The sequence below is a fragment of the Bacillus bruguierae genome, assembly GCF_037104725.1.
GTDB classification, from domain to species: Bacteria; Bacillota; Bacilli; order Bacillales; family Bacillaceae_G; genus Bacillus_A; species Bacillus_A bruguierae.
This window is the reverse complement of record NZ_JBAWSX010000032.1, coordinates 1-14351: the sequence shown is the minus strand read 5'-3', so window position 1 is coordinate 14351 and position 14351 is coordinate 1. Positions and strand designations below refer to the sequence as shown.

The following is a 14351-nucleotide window of genomic DNA, read 5'->3' as shown; positions in this document are numbered from 1 at the left end:
ACCTTCATAAGTCTGGTAATGATGGCAGAGAGGTCACACCCGTTCCCATACCGAACACGGAAGTTAAGCTCTCTAGCGCCGATGGTAGTTGGGACTTTGTCCCTGTGAGAGTAGGACGTTGCCAGGCTTTATTATCATCGCGGGGTGGAGCAGTCTGGTAGCTCGTCGGGCTCATAACCCGAAGGTCGCAGGTTCAAATCCTGTCCCCGCAACCAAATGGTCCCGTGGTGTAGTGGTTAACATGCCTGCCTGTCACGCAGGAGATCGCCGGTTCGACCCCGGTCGGGACCGCCATTTATATAAAATAAAGAACGAAACAATATGTTTCGTGTTTTTTTATTTACTCTAATTAAACTTATAAGACAGTCAATCTTATCCTTAGGACAACTCCTAAGGTCTTTTTTATATATTTGAAACTGAAACAAAAATAAAAAATCTGTATAATAAAAAGCAGAGAATACTAACAGTAAGGTAGGTGAAACCTTTGAATAAATATGAAATAACGACAATGTCTTCAGAAGAAACGCAGAATTTATCAGAAAAGCTTGGACAATTAGTTGAGGCGCAGGATGTTTTCATTTTAGAAGGAGACTTAGGTGCAGGTAAGACAACATTTACAAAAGGTCTTGCAAAAGGTCTTGGTGTGAAACGTGTTGTAAATAGCCCGACATTTAATATTATTAAAGAATATAAAGGACGATTACCGCTGTATCATATGGATGTATACCGCCTAGCGGAGAGCGAAGAAGATTTAGGGTTTGATGAATATTTTTATGGTGAAGGTGTAACAGTGGTGGAATGGGCACATTTAATAGAGGCTTTTTTACCACCTTCACTTTTAAAAATTAGTTTATTCCACACGGGGGATAGTACAAGAAAAATTGTATTAGAGCCGAGCGGAGAACGTTATATTAGATTATGTGAGGAGCTATTACAAAATGAAAGTACTAGCAATTGATACTTCTAACTATGTAATGGGAGTTTCTCTTATTGATGGAAATACTGTTGTGGGAGAAGTCATTACAAATTTAACTAAAAACCATTCTGTGCGTCTGATGCCAGCAGTAGAGAAACTTTTACAAGAATGTAATGTGGAGCCAAAAGAATTAAATAAAATCGTTGTCGCAGCTGGTCCGGGCTCTTATACAGGTGTTCGTATTGGTGTAACAGTAGCGAAAACATTAGCTTGGTCATTACAAATTCCAATTGTTGGTGTATCAAGTTTAGAAGTGCTGGCAGCAAACGGAATGAATTTCCAAGGATACATTTGTCCGTTATTTGATGGTCGTCGTCAGCAAATTTATACAGGATTGTATACATATAGAGAACAAGAGTTGCAATCTGTGGAAGAGGATCGTATTATTCTCATTGCCGATTGGTTACAAATGTTAAAAAGGATGGGAGAATCTGTTTTATTTATCGGGAATGATGTAGAACAGCATAAAGATACAATTGTAGAACATTTAGGAGATCAAGCTGTATTTGCTCCAATGACGAAACATAATCCACGTCCAAGTGAATTAGCTTTCTTAGGTTTACAGAAAGAAGAACAACCTGTGCATACATTCGTTCCGAGTTACCTTCGTTTGGCAGAAGCAGAGGCAAAATGGTTAGAAAGTCAAAAGAAATAGGGGTCTTATGAATGAATATTACATTCAGAAATATGAAGGAAGAGGATATTTCACAAATTGTTGCGATTGAAGAAGCTTCATTTGCGATTCCTTGGACTGCCGAAGCATTTGAACGAGAATTAAAAATGAATGAGTATGCACACTACGTTGTAATGGAAACAGAGGAAGGAATTCTAGGTTATTGCGGGCTTTGGATTATTCTTGATGAATCACATATTACGAACATTGCGGTATTACCACAATACCGCGGTCAAAGGCTTGGAGAAGCGTTATTACAAGAAGTAATGAACAAAGCAAGAGCTCTTGGGGGAAATACGATGACGCTTGAAGTCCGTGTTTCAAATGAAGTTGCGAAAAAGTTATATCGAAAATTTGGTTTTCAAAATGGCGGAATCCGTAAAAGATACTATACAGACAATTATGAAGATGGTCTTGTAATGTGGGTGAACTTATGATGAAAAAAGATACAATTATATTGGGTATTGAAACTAGCTGTGATGAAACAGCTGTAGCAGTTGTAAAAAATGGACGAGAAATTTTGGCGAACATTGTAGCTTCACAAATTGAAAGCCATAAACGTTTTGGCGGGGTTGTTCCAGAAATTGCATCTCGTCACCACGTAGAACAAATGACGGTTGTGTTAGAAGAAGCATTAAAAGAAGCGCAAATTACGTTTGAGGATATTGATGCAATTGCGGTTACGGAAGGACCAGGTCTTGTTGGGGCGTTGTTAATCGGTGTGAATGCAGCAAAAGCAGTAGCTTTTGCACATAATATCCCTCTAGTTGGGGTGCACCATATTGCGGGACACATTTATGCGAATCGCTTAGTACAAGAACTGCAGTTTCCATTATTGTCTCTCGTTGTATCTGGTGGACATACAGAGCTTGTTTATATGAAAGAGCATGGTTCATTTGAAGTAATTGGTGAAACAAGAGACGATGCTGCAGGAGAAGCATACGATAAGGTGGCACGTACATTATCATTGCCGTATCCAGGTGGGCCGCACATTGATCGTCTTGCTCATGAAGGAGAGCCGACAATCGATTTACCTCGTGCATGGCTTGAACCAGATTCTTATGATTTTAGTTTTAGTGGTTTAAAATCCGCGGTTATTAACACTGTGCATAACGCAAAGCAGCGCGGAGAAGAACTTACCCCTGAAGATTTAGCTGCAAGTTTCCAGGCAAGTGTAATTGATGTCTTAGTAACAAAAACAATAAGAGCAACAGAAGAGTATGGTGTAAAGCAAGTGCTTCTTGCTGGCGGAGTAGCGGCAAATAAAGGATTACGGGCTCGTTTAGAGGAAGAGTTTGAAAAGAAAGAAGATGTTGAACTTATCATTCCACCGTTATCTTTATGTACAGATAATGCTGCTATGATTGCTGCAGCCGGTACGATTGCATATGAGCAAGGAAAGAGAGCGACGTTAGCGTTAAATGCAAACCCTGGTTTAGATATTGAATCATAATAATGGTAAGTTTCACGTTTTTGCATGTAAGAGGACGTAAACATAAACTATTAGTTGTGGATAGAGAAATTCTTTTTGATAAAAGATGTAATTTTATACACAGAATTAACCACAACCTGTGGATAAAACCTATATTATCTGTTGATAATATAGGTTTTTTTGTGAGTATAAATTGTGGGTAAATATTATTATTCTTGTGGATAATGTGGAAAACTTATATTTATCTTGAAAATATAAAGATCAATATGTGAATAATACTGTGGATAAAGTGAAATTTCCATCATTGAGGGTCTTACCGCCACGAATAGCGGGATAAATAAAAAGGTCAGTGTAACCACTAACCTTTTCACAGTTGTAATTCTTCCCATTCTTCCATACATGTTTCTAATTGTTCTTGAAGTGTTTGTTTTTCTGTTGTAATATCACTGGCTTTTTCGTAATCAGCATATACTTCTGGAAGACAAAGTTGTTCTTCTAATGCCATGATTTGTTCTTCAATTGTCGCGATATTTTCTTCTAGTTCTTCAACTCTACGCATACGTTGGCGTTCTTGCTTTTTACGTTCTTTTTCTTCAATATAATTTAATTTTTCTTGTGCCACTTGTTTTTGTACAGGTTTATTTGTTTCTTGTTCTTCGAGTTCTGCCCGTTCTAGCATTTCATTTTTCTTTTCTACATAATAATCATAATCACCTAGGTATTCCGCTGCTCCGCCCTGGGACAACTCAATCACTTTTGTGGCAATGCGGTTAATGAAATAGCGGTCATGGGAAACAAATAAAATAGTTCCTGGAAAATCAATGAGCGCATTTTCTAAAATTTCTTTGCTACTTAAATCCAGATGGTTGGTCGGCTCATCTAAAATAAGTACGTTTGATTTTTTCATCATAAGTTTTGCAAGAGCTAAACGTGCTTTTTGTCCACCGCTTAAAGAAGAAACAGGCTTTAGAACATCGTCACCAGAAAATAAAAAGTTTCCAAGTACTGTGCGAATTTCTTTTTCTGGTTGCATCGGGTAATCATCCCAAAGCTCGTCTAATACACGTTTTGATGATGTTAAGTTTGCTTGTTCTTGGTCATAATATCCGATAGAAACGTTGGAACCAAACGAAATATTACCGTTTAAAGGACGAAGTTTATCCACAAGAGATTTTAATAAAGTAGATTTTCCAATTCCGTTTGGGCCAACAAGTGCAACACTATCGCCTCTTGTTAATTGGAAATGAATGTTTTGAATAATTGGCTCGTTATTATAACCAATGGTAACATCTTTTACTTGTAATACATCATTACCGCTTTGTTTATCGATATCAAAGTGGAAAGAAGCAGATTTTGTATCACCGATTGGTTTTTCCATAAGTTCCATACGATCTAATTGTTTTCGGCGGCTTTGCGCCCGTTTTGTTGTGGAAGCACGAGTAATATTTTTTTGGATAAAGTCTTGTAATTTTGTTACTTCTTCTTGCTGTTTCTCGTAACGTTTTATTTCTTGTTCATATAGCGCCGCTTTAAGTTCTAAGTATTTACTGTAGTTTCCTGTGTACTTTCGACTTTGTTTATTAGAAATTTCATATACTTGCGTTACAAGTCTATCTAGAAAGTATCGATCGTGTGAAACGATTAAAATAGCACCAGGATAACCTTGTAAATATTGCTCCAGCCACGTTAATGTATCGATATCTAAATGGTTGGTTGGCTCATCTAAAATAAGTAAATCTGGTTTTGTTAATAATAACTTACCAAGAGCTAAACGAGTTTTTTGTCCGCCGCTTAATGTGGAGATTGTCGCTTCGTGTGTTTCTGAAGGAAAACCAAGTCCACCTAAAACAGAGCGAATATCAGCTTCGTATTGATAGCCGCCTTCATTTTTATAATCTAATTGTAGGCGATCATACTCTGCTAATAGTTTTTCGTAAATAGTTTCATTTGTGAAATTTTCTTCTTTTCCCATTTCTTGTTCTAACCTGCGGAGTTCTTTCTCCATGCGCTGTAAGTGGAGGAATACTGTTAGCATTTCATCCCAAATCGTTAACGATGTTTCAAGACCAGTATGCTGTGCTAAGTAACCGATAGATACATCTTTCGGTTTTATAATTTCTCCGCCGTCATGGGATAATTCTCCTGCAATAATCTTTAATAATGTAGACTTTCCAGCGCCGTTACGCCCGACAAGTGCAATGCGATCACGCGTCTGTACTTCTAACTTAATGTTTGAAAGAATGACTTCAGCCGCATACAGCTTGGAAAGGTTATTCACTTGTAGTAAAATCAATGTTTTCACCTCAAATAATTTCTTAACTTTGCCATGATTATATTTCTCAATCATACTAAAAATAGTGTATAGTTGAACATAAATAGAGAAATTCTCTCTCTATTATACAAGGAAAAGTTTCAATGCTAAACTTCTGTATATGTTTCAATCACTTGAACAGATAGGAAGAGAGGAGGGGGTTGCATGGAGCAGCCTAAAATTCCGCAGGCGACTGCCAAAAGATTGCCTCTATACTATCGATTTATCCAAAACTTATCGTTATCTGGTAAGCAACGCGTATCATCTGCAGAATTAAGTGAAGCGGTGAAAGTAGATTCAGCGACGATTCGACGAGATTTTTCATACTTTGGGGCATTAGGGAAAAAGGGATATGGTTATAATGTGAATTATTTATTGTCGTTTTTCCGCGAAACACTTGATCAAGATGATGTAACACGCGTAGCATTAATTGGGGTAGGTAACTTAGGTACGGCTTTCTTACATTACAATTTTACAAAAAATAATAATACAAAAATTGAGATGGCATTTGACGTTGATGAAGAGAAAGTTGGGAAAGAAATCGGAGGGATTCCAGTATATCATCTGGATGAATTAGAAGAGAGATTATCAGATGATATAAAAGTGGCAATATTAACAGTGCCTGCTTCTGTTGCACAATCTGTAGCAGATCGCTTATCGCATACGAGCATACAAGGTGTTTTAAACTTTACACCTGCTAGATTAAACATATTAGAACATATTCGAATTCATCATATTGATTTAGCAGTAGAATTACAAACGCTCGTGTACTTTTTGAAAAATTATCCACAATAAAAACGCAGGAATTTCCTGCGTTTTTATTATTTCTTCTTACTATCTTTTTTCGGTTTAGAAAAAAGAAGGCGAAGTGCAAAATTAAAATCAATCGTTGCCATTACGGCAAGCAATAGTGTGTAAAAGTTCCAAATTGTATCTTGAACACTTGTAATTGCTAAGTATGTAAAAATACACCCTAGAAGAAAATACAAAGTTGCCATAACAAATGGTGAATTTCGCATGTTTAAAATCCTCCGATGAATCCTTGCAATTTTTCAGCTTTTTCTAGATATGGACGAAGTACAAATGTAATTAACATAACGTTTGTATTCATCATAACATGAGCCATAATTGGGACAATAATTCGTTTTGTTTGTACGTATAAAAATGAAAAAACAAGCCCCATGGAAATATACACTAATAAATGTGTAGGGTCAAAATGAATGAGAGCAAATATAAGCGAGCTCACGATCGCTGCGATAAAGAAGTTATATCGTTTATATAGTGTTCCAAATAGAATTTTTCTAAATACAATTTCCTCAAGAATGGGAGCGAATATAGATGAAACAATCATAAATAATGGAGCAGCTTTTATAATTTCGATAATGTTTTGTGTATTTTCTGATTCAGCTTTAATTTTAAAAACTTGTGTTTCAATTGTGCCGGCAATTACTTGGGCGAATAAAGCAAGAAAAACTCCTAAAATAATCCATCCTATCGTAGCAAGAATATTTGTTTTTCCACGCTCCCATTTTTCTGATTGTGTATCATTGCGTAGTAACATAAGGATAATGATAAGAGCAATAAAGAAGCTAATCAGTCCCCAGTGTGCAGTTGCCAGTTGAACTTTTTGTTCAAAGGTCCGATGTCCATTATTGTATACTCCGCTTTTTAGAAGGATCCATCCTCCAATTATCCCTGATAGTTGCATCAAAATATATGTAACAATAACCCACCAATATTGTCTCTTCAATTTCGTAACTCCTTTTTGAATTTTTTGTAAAGAAAAAGGAAAATGCCCTATCCATAGAGAAAACAAATTATGGCATCTTTCTTATTGTAACATAGGAGAAGATGAAAAAACGACGGAATCTAAAAATGGATTTTTTGCAGTTTTCCCTTATGTAATTATTAAGTAAATCATAAAAGTTTTTAAACAAGTTGGGGAGGGGGTGGAATAGTTTTCCGAAAAATTACGATTTTTTCACTTGCAAAAGAAAATGAGATTCTTTATTATAATAAGTGTGTTAGCACTCAAGGTATTAGAGTGCTAATAAACATAAAATTTACATAATAAATTGAGGAGGTTGTTGTTCATGCTAAAGCCATTAGGTGATCGCGTTATAATTGAACTTGTTCAAGCAGAAGAAAAAACAGCAAGTGGTATCGTACTACCAGACACTGCAAAAGAAAAACCACAAGAAGGTAAAGTAGTGGCAGTTGGTACTGGTCGTGTGCTTGAAAATGGTGAGCGTGTTGCTTTAGATGTAGCTACAGGAGATCGTATCATCTTCTCAAAATATGCAGGTACTGAAGTGAAATACGAAGGTACAGAATACTTAATTTTACGTGAAAGCGACATTTTAGCAATTATCGGTTAATTATATAAATCTTTAAAAATTCAAGGGGGTCAAATATTATGGCAAAAGATATTAAATTTAGTGAAGAAGCACGTCGTTCGATGCTTCGCGGTGTCGACACTCTTGCAAACGCAGTAAAAGTTACGCTTGGACCAAAAGGTCGCAACGTTGTACTTGAGAAAAAATTCGGTTCTCCGCTTATTACAAATGACGGCGTAACAATTGCAAAAGAAATCGAATTAGAAGATGCATTTGAAAATATGGGTGCAAAACTAGTTGCAGAAGTTGCTAGCAAAACAAATGATGTAGCTGGTGATGGAACGACAACTGCAACTGTATTAGCGCAAGCAATGATTCGTGAAGGTTTAAAGAACGTAACAGCTGGTGCGAACCCAATGGGTCTTCGTAAAGGTATTGAAAAAGCTGTTACAGCAGCGATTAAAGAATTAAAAGAGATTTCTAAACCAATCGAAGGTAAATCTTCTATCGCACAAGTAGCTGCTATTTCTGCTGATGATGAAGAAGTAGGCCAATTAATTGCAGAAGCAATGGAACGTGTTGGTAACGACGGCGTTATTACATTAGAAGAATCTAAAGGGTTCACAACAGAATTAGATGTAGTAGAAGGTATGCAGTTTGACCGTGGATATGCTTCTCCTTACATGATTACTGATTCTGATAAAATGGAAGCGGTTCTTGATAACCCATTTATCTTAATTACAGATAAAAAGGTTTCTAGCATTCAAGAAATCTTACCAGTATTAGAGCAAGTGGTACAACAAGGTAAACCACTTCTTATCATCTCTGAAGACGTAGAAGGCGAAGCGTTAGCTACATTGGTAGTAAATAAACTTCGCGGTACGTTCAATGTAGTAGCTGTTAAAGCTCCTGGCTTCGGTGATCGTCGTAAAGCGATGTTAGAAGATATTGCGATCTTAACTGGCGGCGAAGTAATTACAGAAGAGCTAGGTCGTGATTTAAAATCTGCAACTATCGCATCTTTAGGCCGTGCTGGCAAAGTTGTTGTAACAAAAGAAAATACAACAATTGTTGAAGGTGTAGGAAACACAGAACAAATCGAAGCTCGCATTGGTCAAATCCGTGCACAGCTAGAAGAAACAACTTCTGAATTTGATCGTGAAAAATTACAAGAACGTCTTGCTAAATTAGCAGGTGGCGTAGCTGTAATTAAAGTAGGTGCGGCTACTGAAACTGAATTGAAAGAGCGCAAACTTCGCATTGAAGATGCACTTAACTCAACTCGTGCAGCAGTAGAAGAAGGTATTGTTGCTGGTGGTGGTACTGCACTTATGAATGTATACAGCAAAGTAGCTAACCTTGAAGCAACTGGTGACGAAGCTACAGGTATTAACATTGTGCTTCGTGCGTTAGAAGAACCAGTTCGTCAAATCGCAGTGAACGCTGGTTTAGAAGGCTCTGTAGTTGTAGAGCGCTTAAAAGGCGAAAAAGTTGGCGTTGGTTTCAACGCAGCAACAGGCGAATGGGTAAATATGCTTGAGTCTGGTATCGTAGATCCAACGAAAGTAACTCGTTCTGCTCTTCAAAACGCAGCATCTGTTGCAGCAATGTTCTTAACAACTGAAGCAGTTGTTGCTGACAAACCAGAACCAAATGCACCTGCAATGCCTGACATGGGCGGCATGGGCATGGGCGGTATGGGCGGCATGATGTAATAAGCCCTCATTTTGAGAAGCTGTTCAATGTATAAATAGTTAGTAAGAAGAAGACTACTTCCTAAGTAAAGGAGGTAGTCTTTTTTGTACTTTTAAAGTTTGCTTATCAAGATATAGGGGGACGAGTATTCATGGCTAGATAGAACAATTTCGGGCGTGTTATGGTAGTAGGTAGTATTTTTTAAGTTAGTAAAGTTCCTGGGATTCTTTCGAAATTTATGAATAAGAAGGTGTATATATGAAATTATATTTCAAAGACATTGAGTTAGGCGAAATTATAGATATTTTTACTGATGCACCGTGGATGTATGGCACTATACATTTAAATGAAAATAGCAAACCTTATGAAGAATACTTTCGTGAAATGGTTAATGAAGAAAGTACATTTGATTTTGACAGTATAGACCCTAATTTTTTGAATGAGGAGAATTGGTCTGTTTTTGACGAAAATGAAGAGAAACACTTAGGGATAGCCATTCCTGCTATTTATATAGAAGACACAACTATTGCATGGCGTTGGCGATGAATAAAATATCATTTCGGAAAAGCCAAGTTTGTAATAAGGGTAATTGTTAATACAGCACGAAATTTTATGACCTTGTAAGAGACCAATTACACAGTGCAGGTTACGGATTGCAATATAATCACAAGGGCTTTGAATGAATAACAGAAGGACGTTTCACTATATAGGGAAATAATTTCTGTAGAATTTTGTCGCTTTCTCTCTTGACCGTATTCACGTTTCATTGTTAGAATCTAGAAAGATAATATTAAACGTTCCTTCATATATCCTCAATAATACGGATTGAGAGTCTCTACCGGGTTACCGTAAACAACCTGACTATGAAGGCAGTGTGTCTATATTTATAAGGAACAAACTCCTTTATAAAGCTAGACTCCTGCCTTTTCTTTGTTATGAGACTGAGGGCAGGGGACTGGCTTTTTTTATTATATTGGTAATTGTTTTTACCAAATTGGTGAAAATGTTTATATACAGAACTATGGGGTGATTATTTTGAAGAAACAGCACGATACGATTATCGTTTTAGATTTTGGAAGTCAGTATAACCAGTTAATTGCGCGTCGCATTCGTGAATTTGGCGTGTATAGTGAACTTCATCCACATACAATTACAGCAGAAGAAATTAAAGCGATGAATCCAAAAGGGATTATCTTCTCTGGTGGACCAAACAGTGTATATGGCGAAAGTGCATTCCACTGCGATGAGAAAATCTTTGATTTAGGCTTACCGATCTTCGGTATTTGCTACGGCATGCAATTAATGACAAAGCACTTTGGTGGAAAAGTAGAACGTGCAGACCATCGTGAGTATGGAAAAGCGGTAGTAAAAGTAGAGAACCAATCGAAATTATATACAAATCTTCCAGAAGAGCAAGTTGTTTGGATGAGCCATGGTGACTTAGTAACAGGCTTACCAGAAGGTTTCGTAGTAGATTCAACAAGTGACTCTTGTCCAATTGCTGGTATGAGCAACGAAGCACAAAACTTATACGGCGTACAATTCCACCCAGAAGTGCGTCACTCTGAGCACGGTAATGATTTAATTAAGAACTTTGTATTCGGTGTTTGTGGTTGTACTGAAGGCTGGAATATGGAGAACTTTATTGAAGTAGAATTAGAAAAGATTCGTGAAACAGTTGGCGACAAGAAAGTATTATGTGCGCTTAGCGGCGGTGTAGACTCTTCTGTTGTAGCTGTATTAATTCATAAAGCAATCGGGGACCAATTAACGTGTATTTTCGTTGACCATGGCTTACTTCGTAAAGGAGAAGCTGAAGGGGTTATGAAAACATTTAGCGAAGGCTTCCACATGAACGTTATTAAGGTGGATGCACAAGAACGCTTCATGAGCAAATTAGCAGGTGTTGAAGATCCGGAACAAAAACGTAAAATCATCGGTAATGAATTTATTTATGTATTCGATGACGAAGCTTCTAAATTAGAAGGAATGGACTTCTTAGCACAAGGTACACTGTACACAGATATTATTGAAAGTGGTACAGCGACTGCGCAAACAATTAAATCTCACCATAACGTTGGTGGACTTCCAGAAGATATGCAGTTTAAGTTAATCGAGCCTTTAAATACGTTATTTAAAGACGAAGTACGTGAATTAGGATCAGAACTAGGAATTCCTGATGAAATCGTATGGCGTCAACCTTTCCCAGGTCCAGGACTTGGTATCCGTGTACTAGGCGAAATTACAGAAGAGAAATTAGAAATTGTTCGTGAATCTGATGCAATTTTACGTGAAGAAATCAAAAAAGCTGGTTTAGATCGTGAAGTTTGGCAATATTTCACTGCACTTCCTGGTATGCGCAGCGTAGGTGTTATGGGTGACGAGCGTACGTATGATTACACAGTAGGTATTCGTGCAGTAACATCAATCGATGGTATGACAGCTGACTGGGCACGTATCCCTTGGGATGTATTAGAGAAAATCTCTGTACGTATCGTAAACGAAGTAAAACACGTTAACCGTATCGTGTATGATATTACTTCTAAGCCACCAGCAACAATTGAGTGGGAATAAATTGAATTTCATGATATAGAAGACGATCCATCTATGCCTTTATGTGTAGATGGATCTTTTTTGTGTTTTATACGAACGAAAAATAAATTTGATTAAAAAACGTTCGTTTTTGAATTGACACTTATCTGTATATGAGTTAGTATGAATATGTAATCAATAATAAAAGTGAATATTTTAGCCGTCGTATAATATCGGGAATATGGCCCGAAAGTTTCTACCTTGCTACCGTAAATGGCTTGACTACGAGGCGTTTTGATATAAGGGTAAGGGATACTTGCCTTTGTTTACGGACGCTTCCATGTATAATGCATTGGAAGCCTTTTTTATTTTTAAAGATAAAAGAGGGGCTAGTAAGGAGTGCGACGAGCAATTATATAACGGGGGAAACATAAGATGAAACGTTATTTTCAGTTCGATGAGCTCGGCACAAATTACAAAACAGAGTTCATTGCAGGATTAACAACATTTTTATCTATGGCATATGTATTGTTTGTTAATCCCGCTACACTATCGCTGGGACATGTTAAGGGATTGCCGGCAGGGACCGGAATGGATCCGGGAGCAGTGTTTGTTGCTACAGCTTTAGCAGCGGCAATTGGATCATTAATCATGGGGATTTTTGCAAAGTATCCAATCGCACTAGCGCCGGGAATGGGGATTAATGCTTTCTTTGCTTACACAGCCGTATTAACAATGGGGATTCCGTGGCAAACGGCGATTGCTGGAACACTAGTATCAGGTATTATGTTTATTTTTCTTACAGCTTCCGGCCTTCGTGAAAAAATCATTAACGCAATTCCAACAGAATTAAAGTTTGCAGTAGCAGCTGGAATTGGGTTGTTCATCGCATTTCTTGGTTTTCAAAATGCGGGGATTATTGTAAATAATGATGCTGTGCTTGTTGGTTTAGGTGATTTAACGAAAGGGACGACATTACTTGCTATCTTTGGTGTAGTTGTAATCGTTATTTTAATGACAAGAAACGTTAATGGGGCAGTATTCTTTGGGATGGTGCTTACAGCAATTGTTGGTGTAGCAACAGGGCTAATTGATACACCAAAGTCGATTGTTGGTGCAGTTCCAAGCTTAACACCGACATTCGGAGTTGCTCTTCAACATCTTGGAGATATTTTTACTGCTAAGATGCTCATTGTTATTTTAACTTTCTTTTTTATCGATTTCTTTGATACAGCAGGAACGCTTGTAGCGGTTGCGAATCAAGCGGGCTTAATGAAAGATAATAAATTACCACGTGCGAGGAAAGCATTGTTCTCTGATGCAATTGCAACTGTAATCGGAGCAATACTTGGTACATCAACAACGACGTCTTATATTGAATCCTCTGCAGGGGTAGCAGTAGGAGGACGCTCTGGATTTACAGCCGTTGTAACAGGAGGATTTTTCTTATTAGCACTTTTCTTTTCACCGTTATTAAGTGTAGTAACACCGTCTGTAACGGCACCGGCTTTAATTATTGTAGGGGTTTTGATGGTCTCATCATTAGGGGAAATTGATTGGAAGAAATTCGAAACGGCAGTACCGGCATTTTTTACAATTATTGCAATGCCGCTTACATACAGTATCGCAACGGGTATTGCAATTGGATTTATCTTCTATCCAATTACAATGGTTGTAAAAGGACGAAGAAAAGAAGTTCATCCGATTATGTATGTCATGGCAATTTTGTTTGTACTCTATTTCATGTATGTTCGTAAATAAAGGGGTTTTTTGAAAGGACTAGGAGGAGATGCCTAGTCCTTTTTGTTATAATAAAAATATGGAAGGTTCAGTTGATTTGCGGATATTTCGTAACTTGATATAGATGAAAGTTGTATAAGTTATATAAAGAAAATAACTTGGGATATAGATAAGTTGCAAAACCGCTATAAAAGCCCTTTTCTTTTTAGGGGTGATGAGAGCGTCAGGCTGTGCATAGCAGGGGCTTATATTAAAAGGGTGGAGGAAAACAAAAGGCTTATTGATGGGAAATGAACCTTTTTATATTTTGTTAGAAAAATATATTGACGTTTAATATAAAAGGGTGTAGTATTATACGAGTCGCTGCTGCAACAGAGCAGAAAGCGAAAACGAAATAAAAAACTTAGTTGACATCGAAAAACAAAGATGTTAACATAAGGAAGTCGCAACCAGGCGGCAAACAAGTTCTTTGAAAACTGAACGAAACAAACAACGTGAAACGTCAATTTTTATTTATGATGCTAGACAAACTTTATTGGAGAGTTTGATCCTGGCTCAGGATGAACGCTGGCGGCGTGCCTAATACATGCAAGTCGAGCGAACCGATTAAGAGCTTGCTCTTAAGAAGTTAGCGGCGGACGGGTGAGTAACACGTA

At 37.4% G+C, this 14351-nt stretch carries 13 protein-coding genes, 2 tRNA genes, 2 rRNA genes and 2 riboswitches; of the genes, 14 read left to right on the top strand and 3 right to left on the bottom strand.

The window, feature by feature from the left end; translation table 11 throughout:
* Positions 1-11: 11 nt before the first annotated feature.
* From rrf to tsaD, 7 genes are all read left to right on the top strand, one after another.
* Positions 12-127: ribosomal RNA gene (gene rrf / locus WAZ07_RS25895) — 5S ribosomal RNA — on the top strand.
* An 11-nt stretch (positions 128-138) separates the two neighbouring features.
* A tRNA-Met gene (locus WAZ07_RS25890) sits at positions 139-215 on the top strand.
* A gap of 3 nt (positions 216-218) precedes the next feature.
* Positions 219-294: transfer RNA gene (locus tag WAZ07_RS25885), tRNA-Asp, on the top strand.
* A 190-nt stretch (positions 295-484) separates the two neighbouring features.
* Positions 485-958 (top strand): tRNA (adenosine(37)-N6)-threonylcarbamoyltransferase complex ATPase subunit type 1 TsaE, encoded by a 474-nt coding sequence (gene tsaE / locus WAZ07_RS25880; protein ID WP_090920168.1) that lies wholly within the window; start codon positions 485-487, stop codon positions 956-958.
* Positions 939-1631: a tRNA (adenosine(37)-N6)-threonylcarbamoyltransferase complex dimerization subunit type 1 TsaB gene (tsaB, locus tag WAZ07_RS25875; protein ID WP_336474683.1), complete on the top strand. Its 693-nt coding sequence runs from the start codon at positions 939-941 to the stop codon at positions 1629-1631. The genes tsaE and tsaB overlap by 20 nt, the downstream gene beginning before the upstream one ends.
* Positions 1632-1642: 11 nt before the next feature.
* Positions 1643-2086: a ribosomal protein S18-alanine N-acetyltransferase gene (gene rimI / locus WAZ07_RS25870; RefSeq protein WP_090920175.1), complete on the top strand. Its 444-nt coding sequence runs from the start codon at positions 1643-1645 to the stop codon at positions 2084-2086.
* On the top strand, positions 2086-3102 hold the full coding sequence (gene tsaD / locus WAZ07_RS25865) for a tRNA (adenosine(37)-N6)-threonylcarbamoyltransferase complex transferase subunit TsaD (RefSeq protein WP_090920178.1): 1017 nt from the start codon (positions 2086-2088) through the stop codon (positions 3100-3102). Before rimI ends, tsaD begins: the two co-directional genes overlap by 1 nt.
* Before the next feature lie 346 nt (positions 3103-3448).
* On the opposite strand, the gene WAZ07_RS25860 is transcribed toward tsaD, so the two are convergent.
* Positions 3449-5374 (bottom strand): ABC transporter ATP-binding protein, encoded by a 1926-nt coding sequence (locus WAZ07_RS25860; protein ID WP_336474682.1) that lies wholly within the window; start codon positions 5372-5374, stop codon positions 3449-3451.
* Positions 5375-5557: 183 nt separating this feature from the next.
* On the opposite strand from WAZ07_RS25860, the gene WAZ07_RS25855 reads away from it, so the two are divergent.
* On the top strand, positions 5558-6187 hold the full coding sequence (locus WAZ07_RS25855; RefSeq protein ID WP_090920184.1) for a redox-sensing transcriptional repressor Rex: 630 nt from the start codon (positions 5558-5560) through the stop codon (positions 6185-6187).
* Positions 6188-6213: 26 nt separating this feature from the next.
* On the opposite strand, the gene WAZ07_RS25850 is transcribed toward WAZ07_RS25855, so the two are convergent.
* Together WAZ07_RS25850 and WAZ07_RS25845 are read right to left on the bottom strand one after the other, a co-directional pair.
* Positions 6214-6411 carry a YdiK family protein gene (locus tag WAZ07_RS25850; RefSeq protein ID WP_090920187.1) on the bottom strand — a complete coding sequence of 66 codons (198 nt, stop codon included), beginning with the start codon at positions 6409-6411 and terminating at the stop codon, positions 6214-6216.
* Positions 6412-6413: 2 nt separating this feature from the next.
* Complete coding sequence (locus tag WAZ07_RS25845; RefSeq protein ID WP_336474681.1) at positions 6414-7142, bottom strand: CPBP family intramembrane glutamic endopeptidase; 729 nt, start codon at positions 7140-7142, stop codon at positions 6414-6416.
* 343 nt (positions 7143-7485) lie between these two features.
* Between WAZ07_RS25845 and groES the strand changes: the two genes are divergently transcribed.
* The 6 genes from groES to WAZ07_RS25815 form a co-directional block, all read left to right on the top strand.
* Positions 7486-7770 (top strand): co-chaperone GroES, encoded by a 285-nt coding sequence (gene groES / locus WAZ07_RS25840; RefSeq protein ID WP_020063193.1) that lies wholly within the window; start codon positions 7486-7488, stop codon positions 7768-7770.
* A gap of 38 nt (positions 7771-7808) precedes the next feature.
* On the top strand, positions 7809-9443 hold the full coding sequence (groL, locus tag WAZ07_RS25835; protein ID WP_090920193.1) for a chaperonin GroEL: 1635 nt from the start codon (positions 7809-7811) through the stop codon (positions 9441-9443).
* Between the two features lie 238 nt (positions 9444-9681).
* Entirely contained in the window at positions 9682-9969 is a 288-nt protein-coding gene (locus tag WAZ07_RS25830) for a hypothetical protein (RefSeq protein ID WP_336474680.1), read from the top strand.
* 236 nt (positions 9970-10205) lie between these two features.
* A riboswitch (purine riboswitch) is annotated at positions 10206-10307 on the top strand.
* A gap of 151 nt (positions 10308-10458) precedes the next feature.
* A complete protein-coding gene (guaA, locus tag WAZ07_RS25825) occupies positions 10459-11997 on the top strand; it encodes a glutamine-hydrolyzing GMP synthase (RefSeq protein WP_396551199.1) in 1539 nt (512 codons plus the stop codon).
* A gap of 160 nt (positions 11998-12157) precedes the next feature.
* Positions 12158-12260, top strand: a riboswitch (purine riboswitch).
* Between the two features lie 130 nt (positions 12261-12390).
* Complete coding sequence (locus WAZ07_RS25820) at positions 12391-13716, top strand: NCS2 family permease (protein WP_336474679.1); 1326 nt, start codon at positions 12391-12393, stop codon at positions 13714-13716.
* A 511-nt stretch (positions 13717-14227) separates the two neighbouring features.
* Positions 14228-14351, top strand: a 16S ribosomal RNA gene (locus tag WAZ07_RS25815); the annotation flags it as partial.

Excerpts from the sequence above, each read along its gene's own strand:
- tsaB (WP_336474683.1), top strand. The coding sequence starts at position 939 with ATGAAAGTACTAGCAATTGATACTTCTAACTATGTAATGGGAGTTTCT.
- rimI (WP_090920175.1), top strand. The coding sequence starts at position 1,643 with ATGAATATTACATTCAGAAATATGAAGGAAGAGGATATTTCACAAATT.
- tsaD (WP_090920178.1), top strand. The coding sequence starts at position 2,086 with ATGAAAAAAGATACAATTATATTGGGTATTGAAACTAGCTGTGATGAA.
- WAZ07_RS25855 (WP_090920184.1), top strand. The coding sequence starts at position 5,558 with ATGGAGCAGCCTAAAATTCCGCAGGCGACTGCCAAAAGATTGCCTCTA.
- WAZ07_RS25850 (WP_090920187.1), bottom strand. The coding sequence starts at position 6,411 with ATGCGAAATTCACCATTTGTTATGGCAACTTTGTATTTTCTTCTAGGG.
- groES (WP_020063193.1), top strand. The coding sequence starts at position 7,486 with ATGCTAAAGCCATTAGGTGATCGCGTTATAATTGAACTTGTTCAAGCA.
- groL (WP_090920193.1), top strand. The coding sequence starts at position 7,809 with ATGGCAAAAGATATTAAATTTAGTGAAGAAGCACGTCGTTCGATGCTT.
- WAZ07_RS25830 (WP_336474680.1), top strand. The coding sequence starts at position 9,682 with ATGAAATTATATTTCAAAGACATTGAGTTAGGCGAAATTATAGATATT.
- WAZ07_RS25820 (WP_336474679.1), top strand. The coding sequence starts at position 12,391 with ATGAAACGTTATTTTCAGTTCGATGAGCTCGGCACAAATTACAAAACA.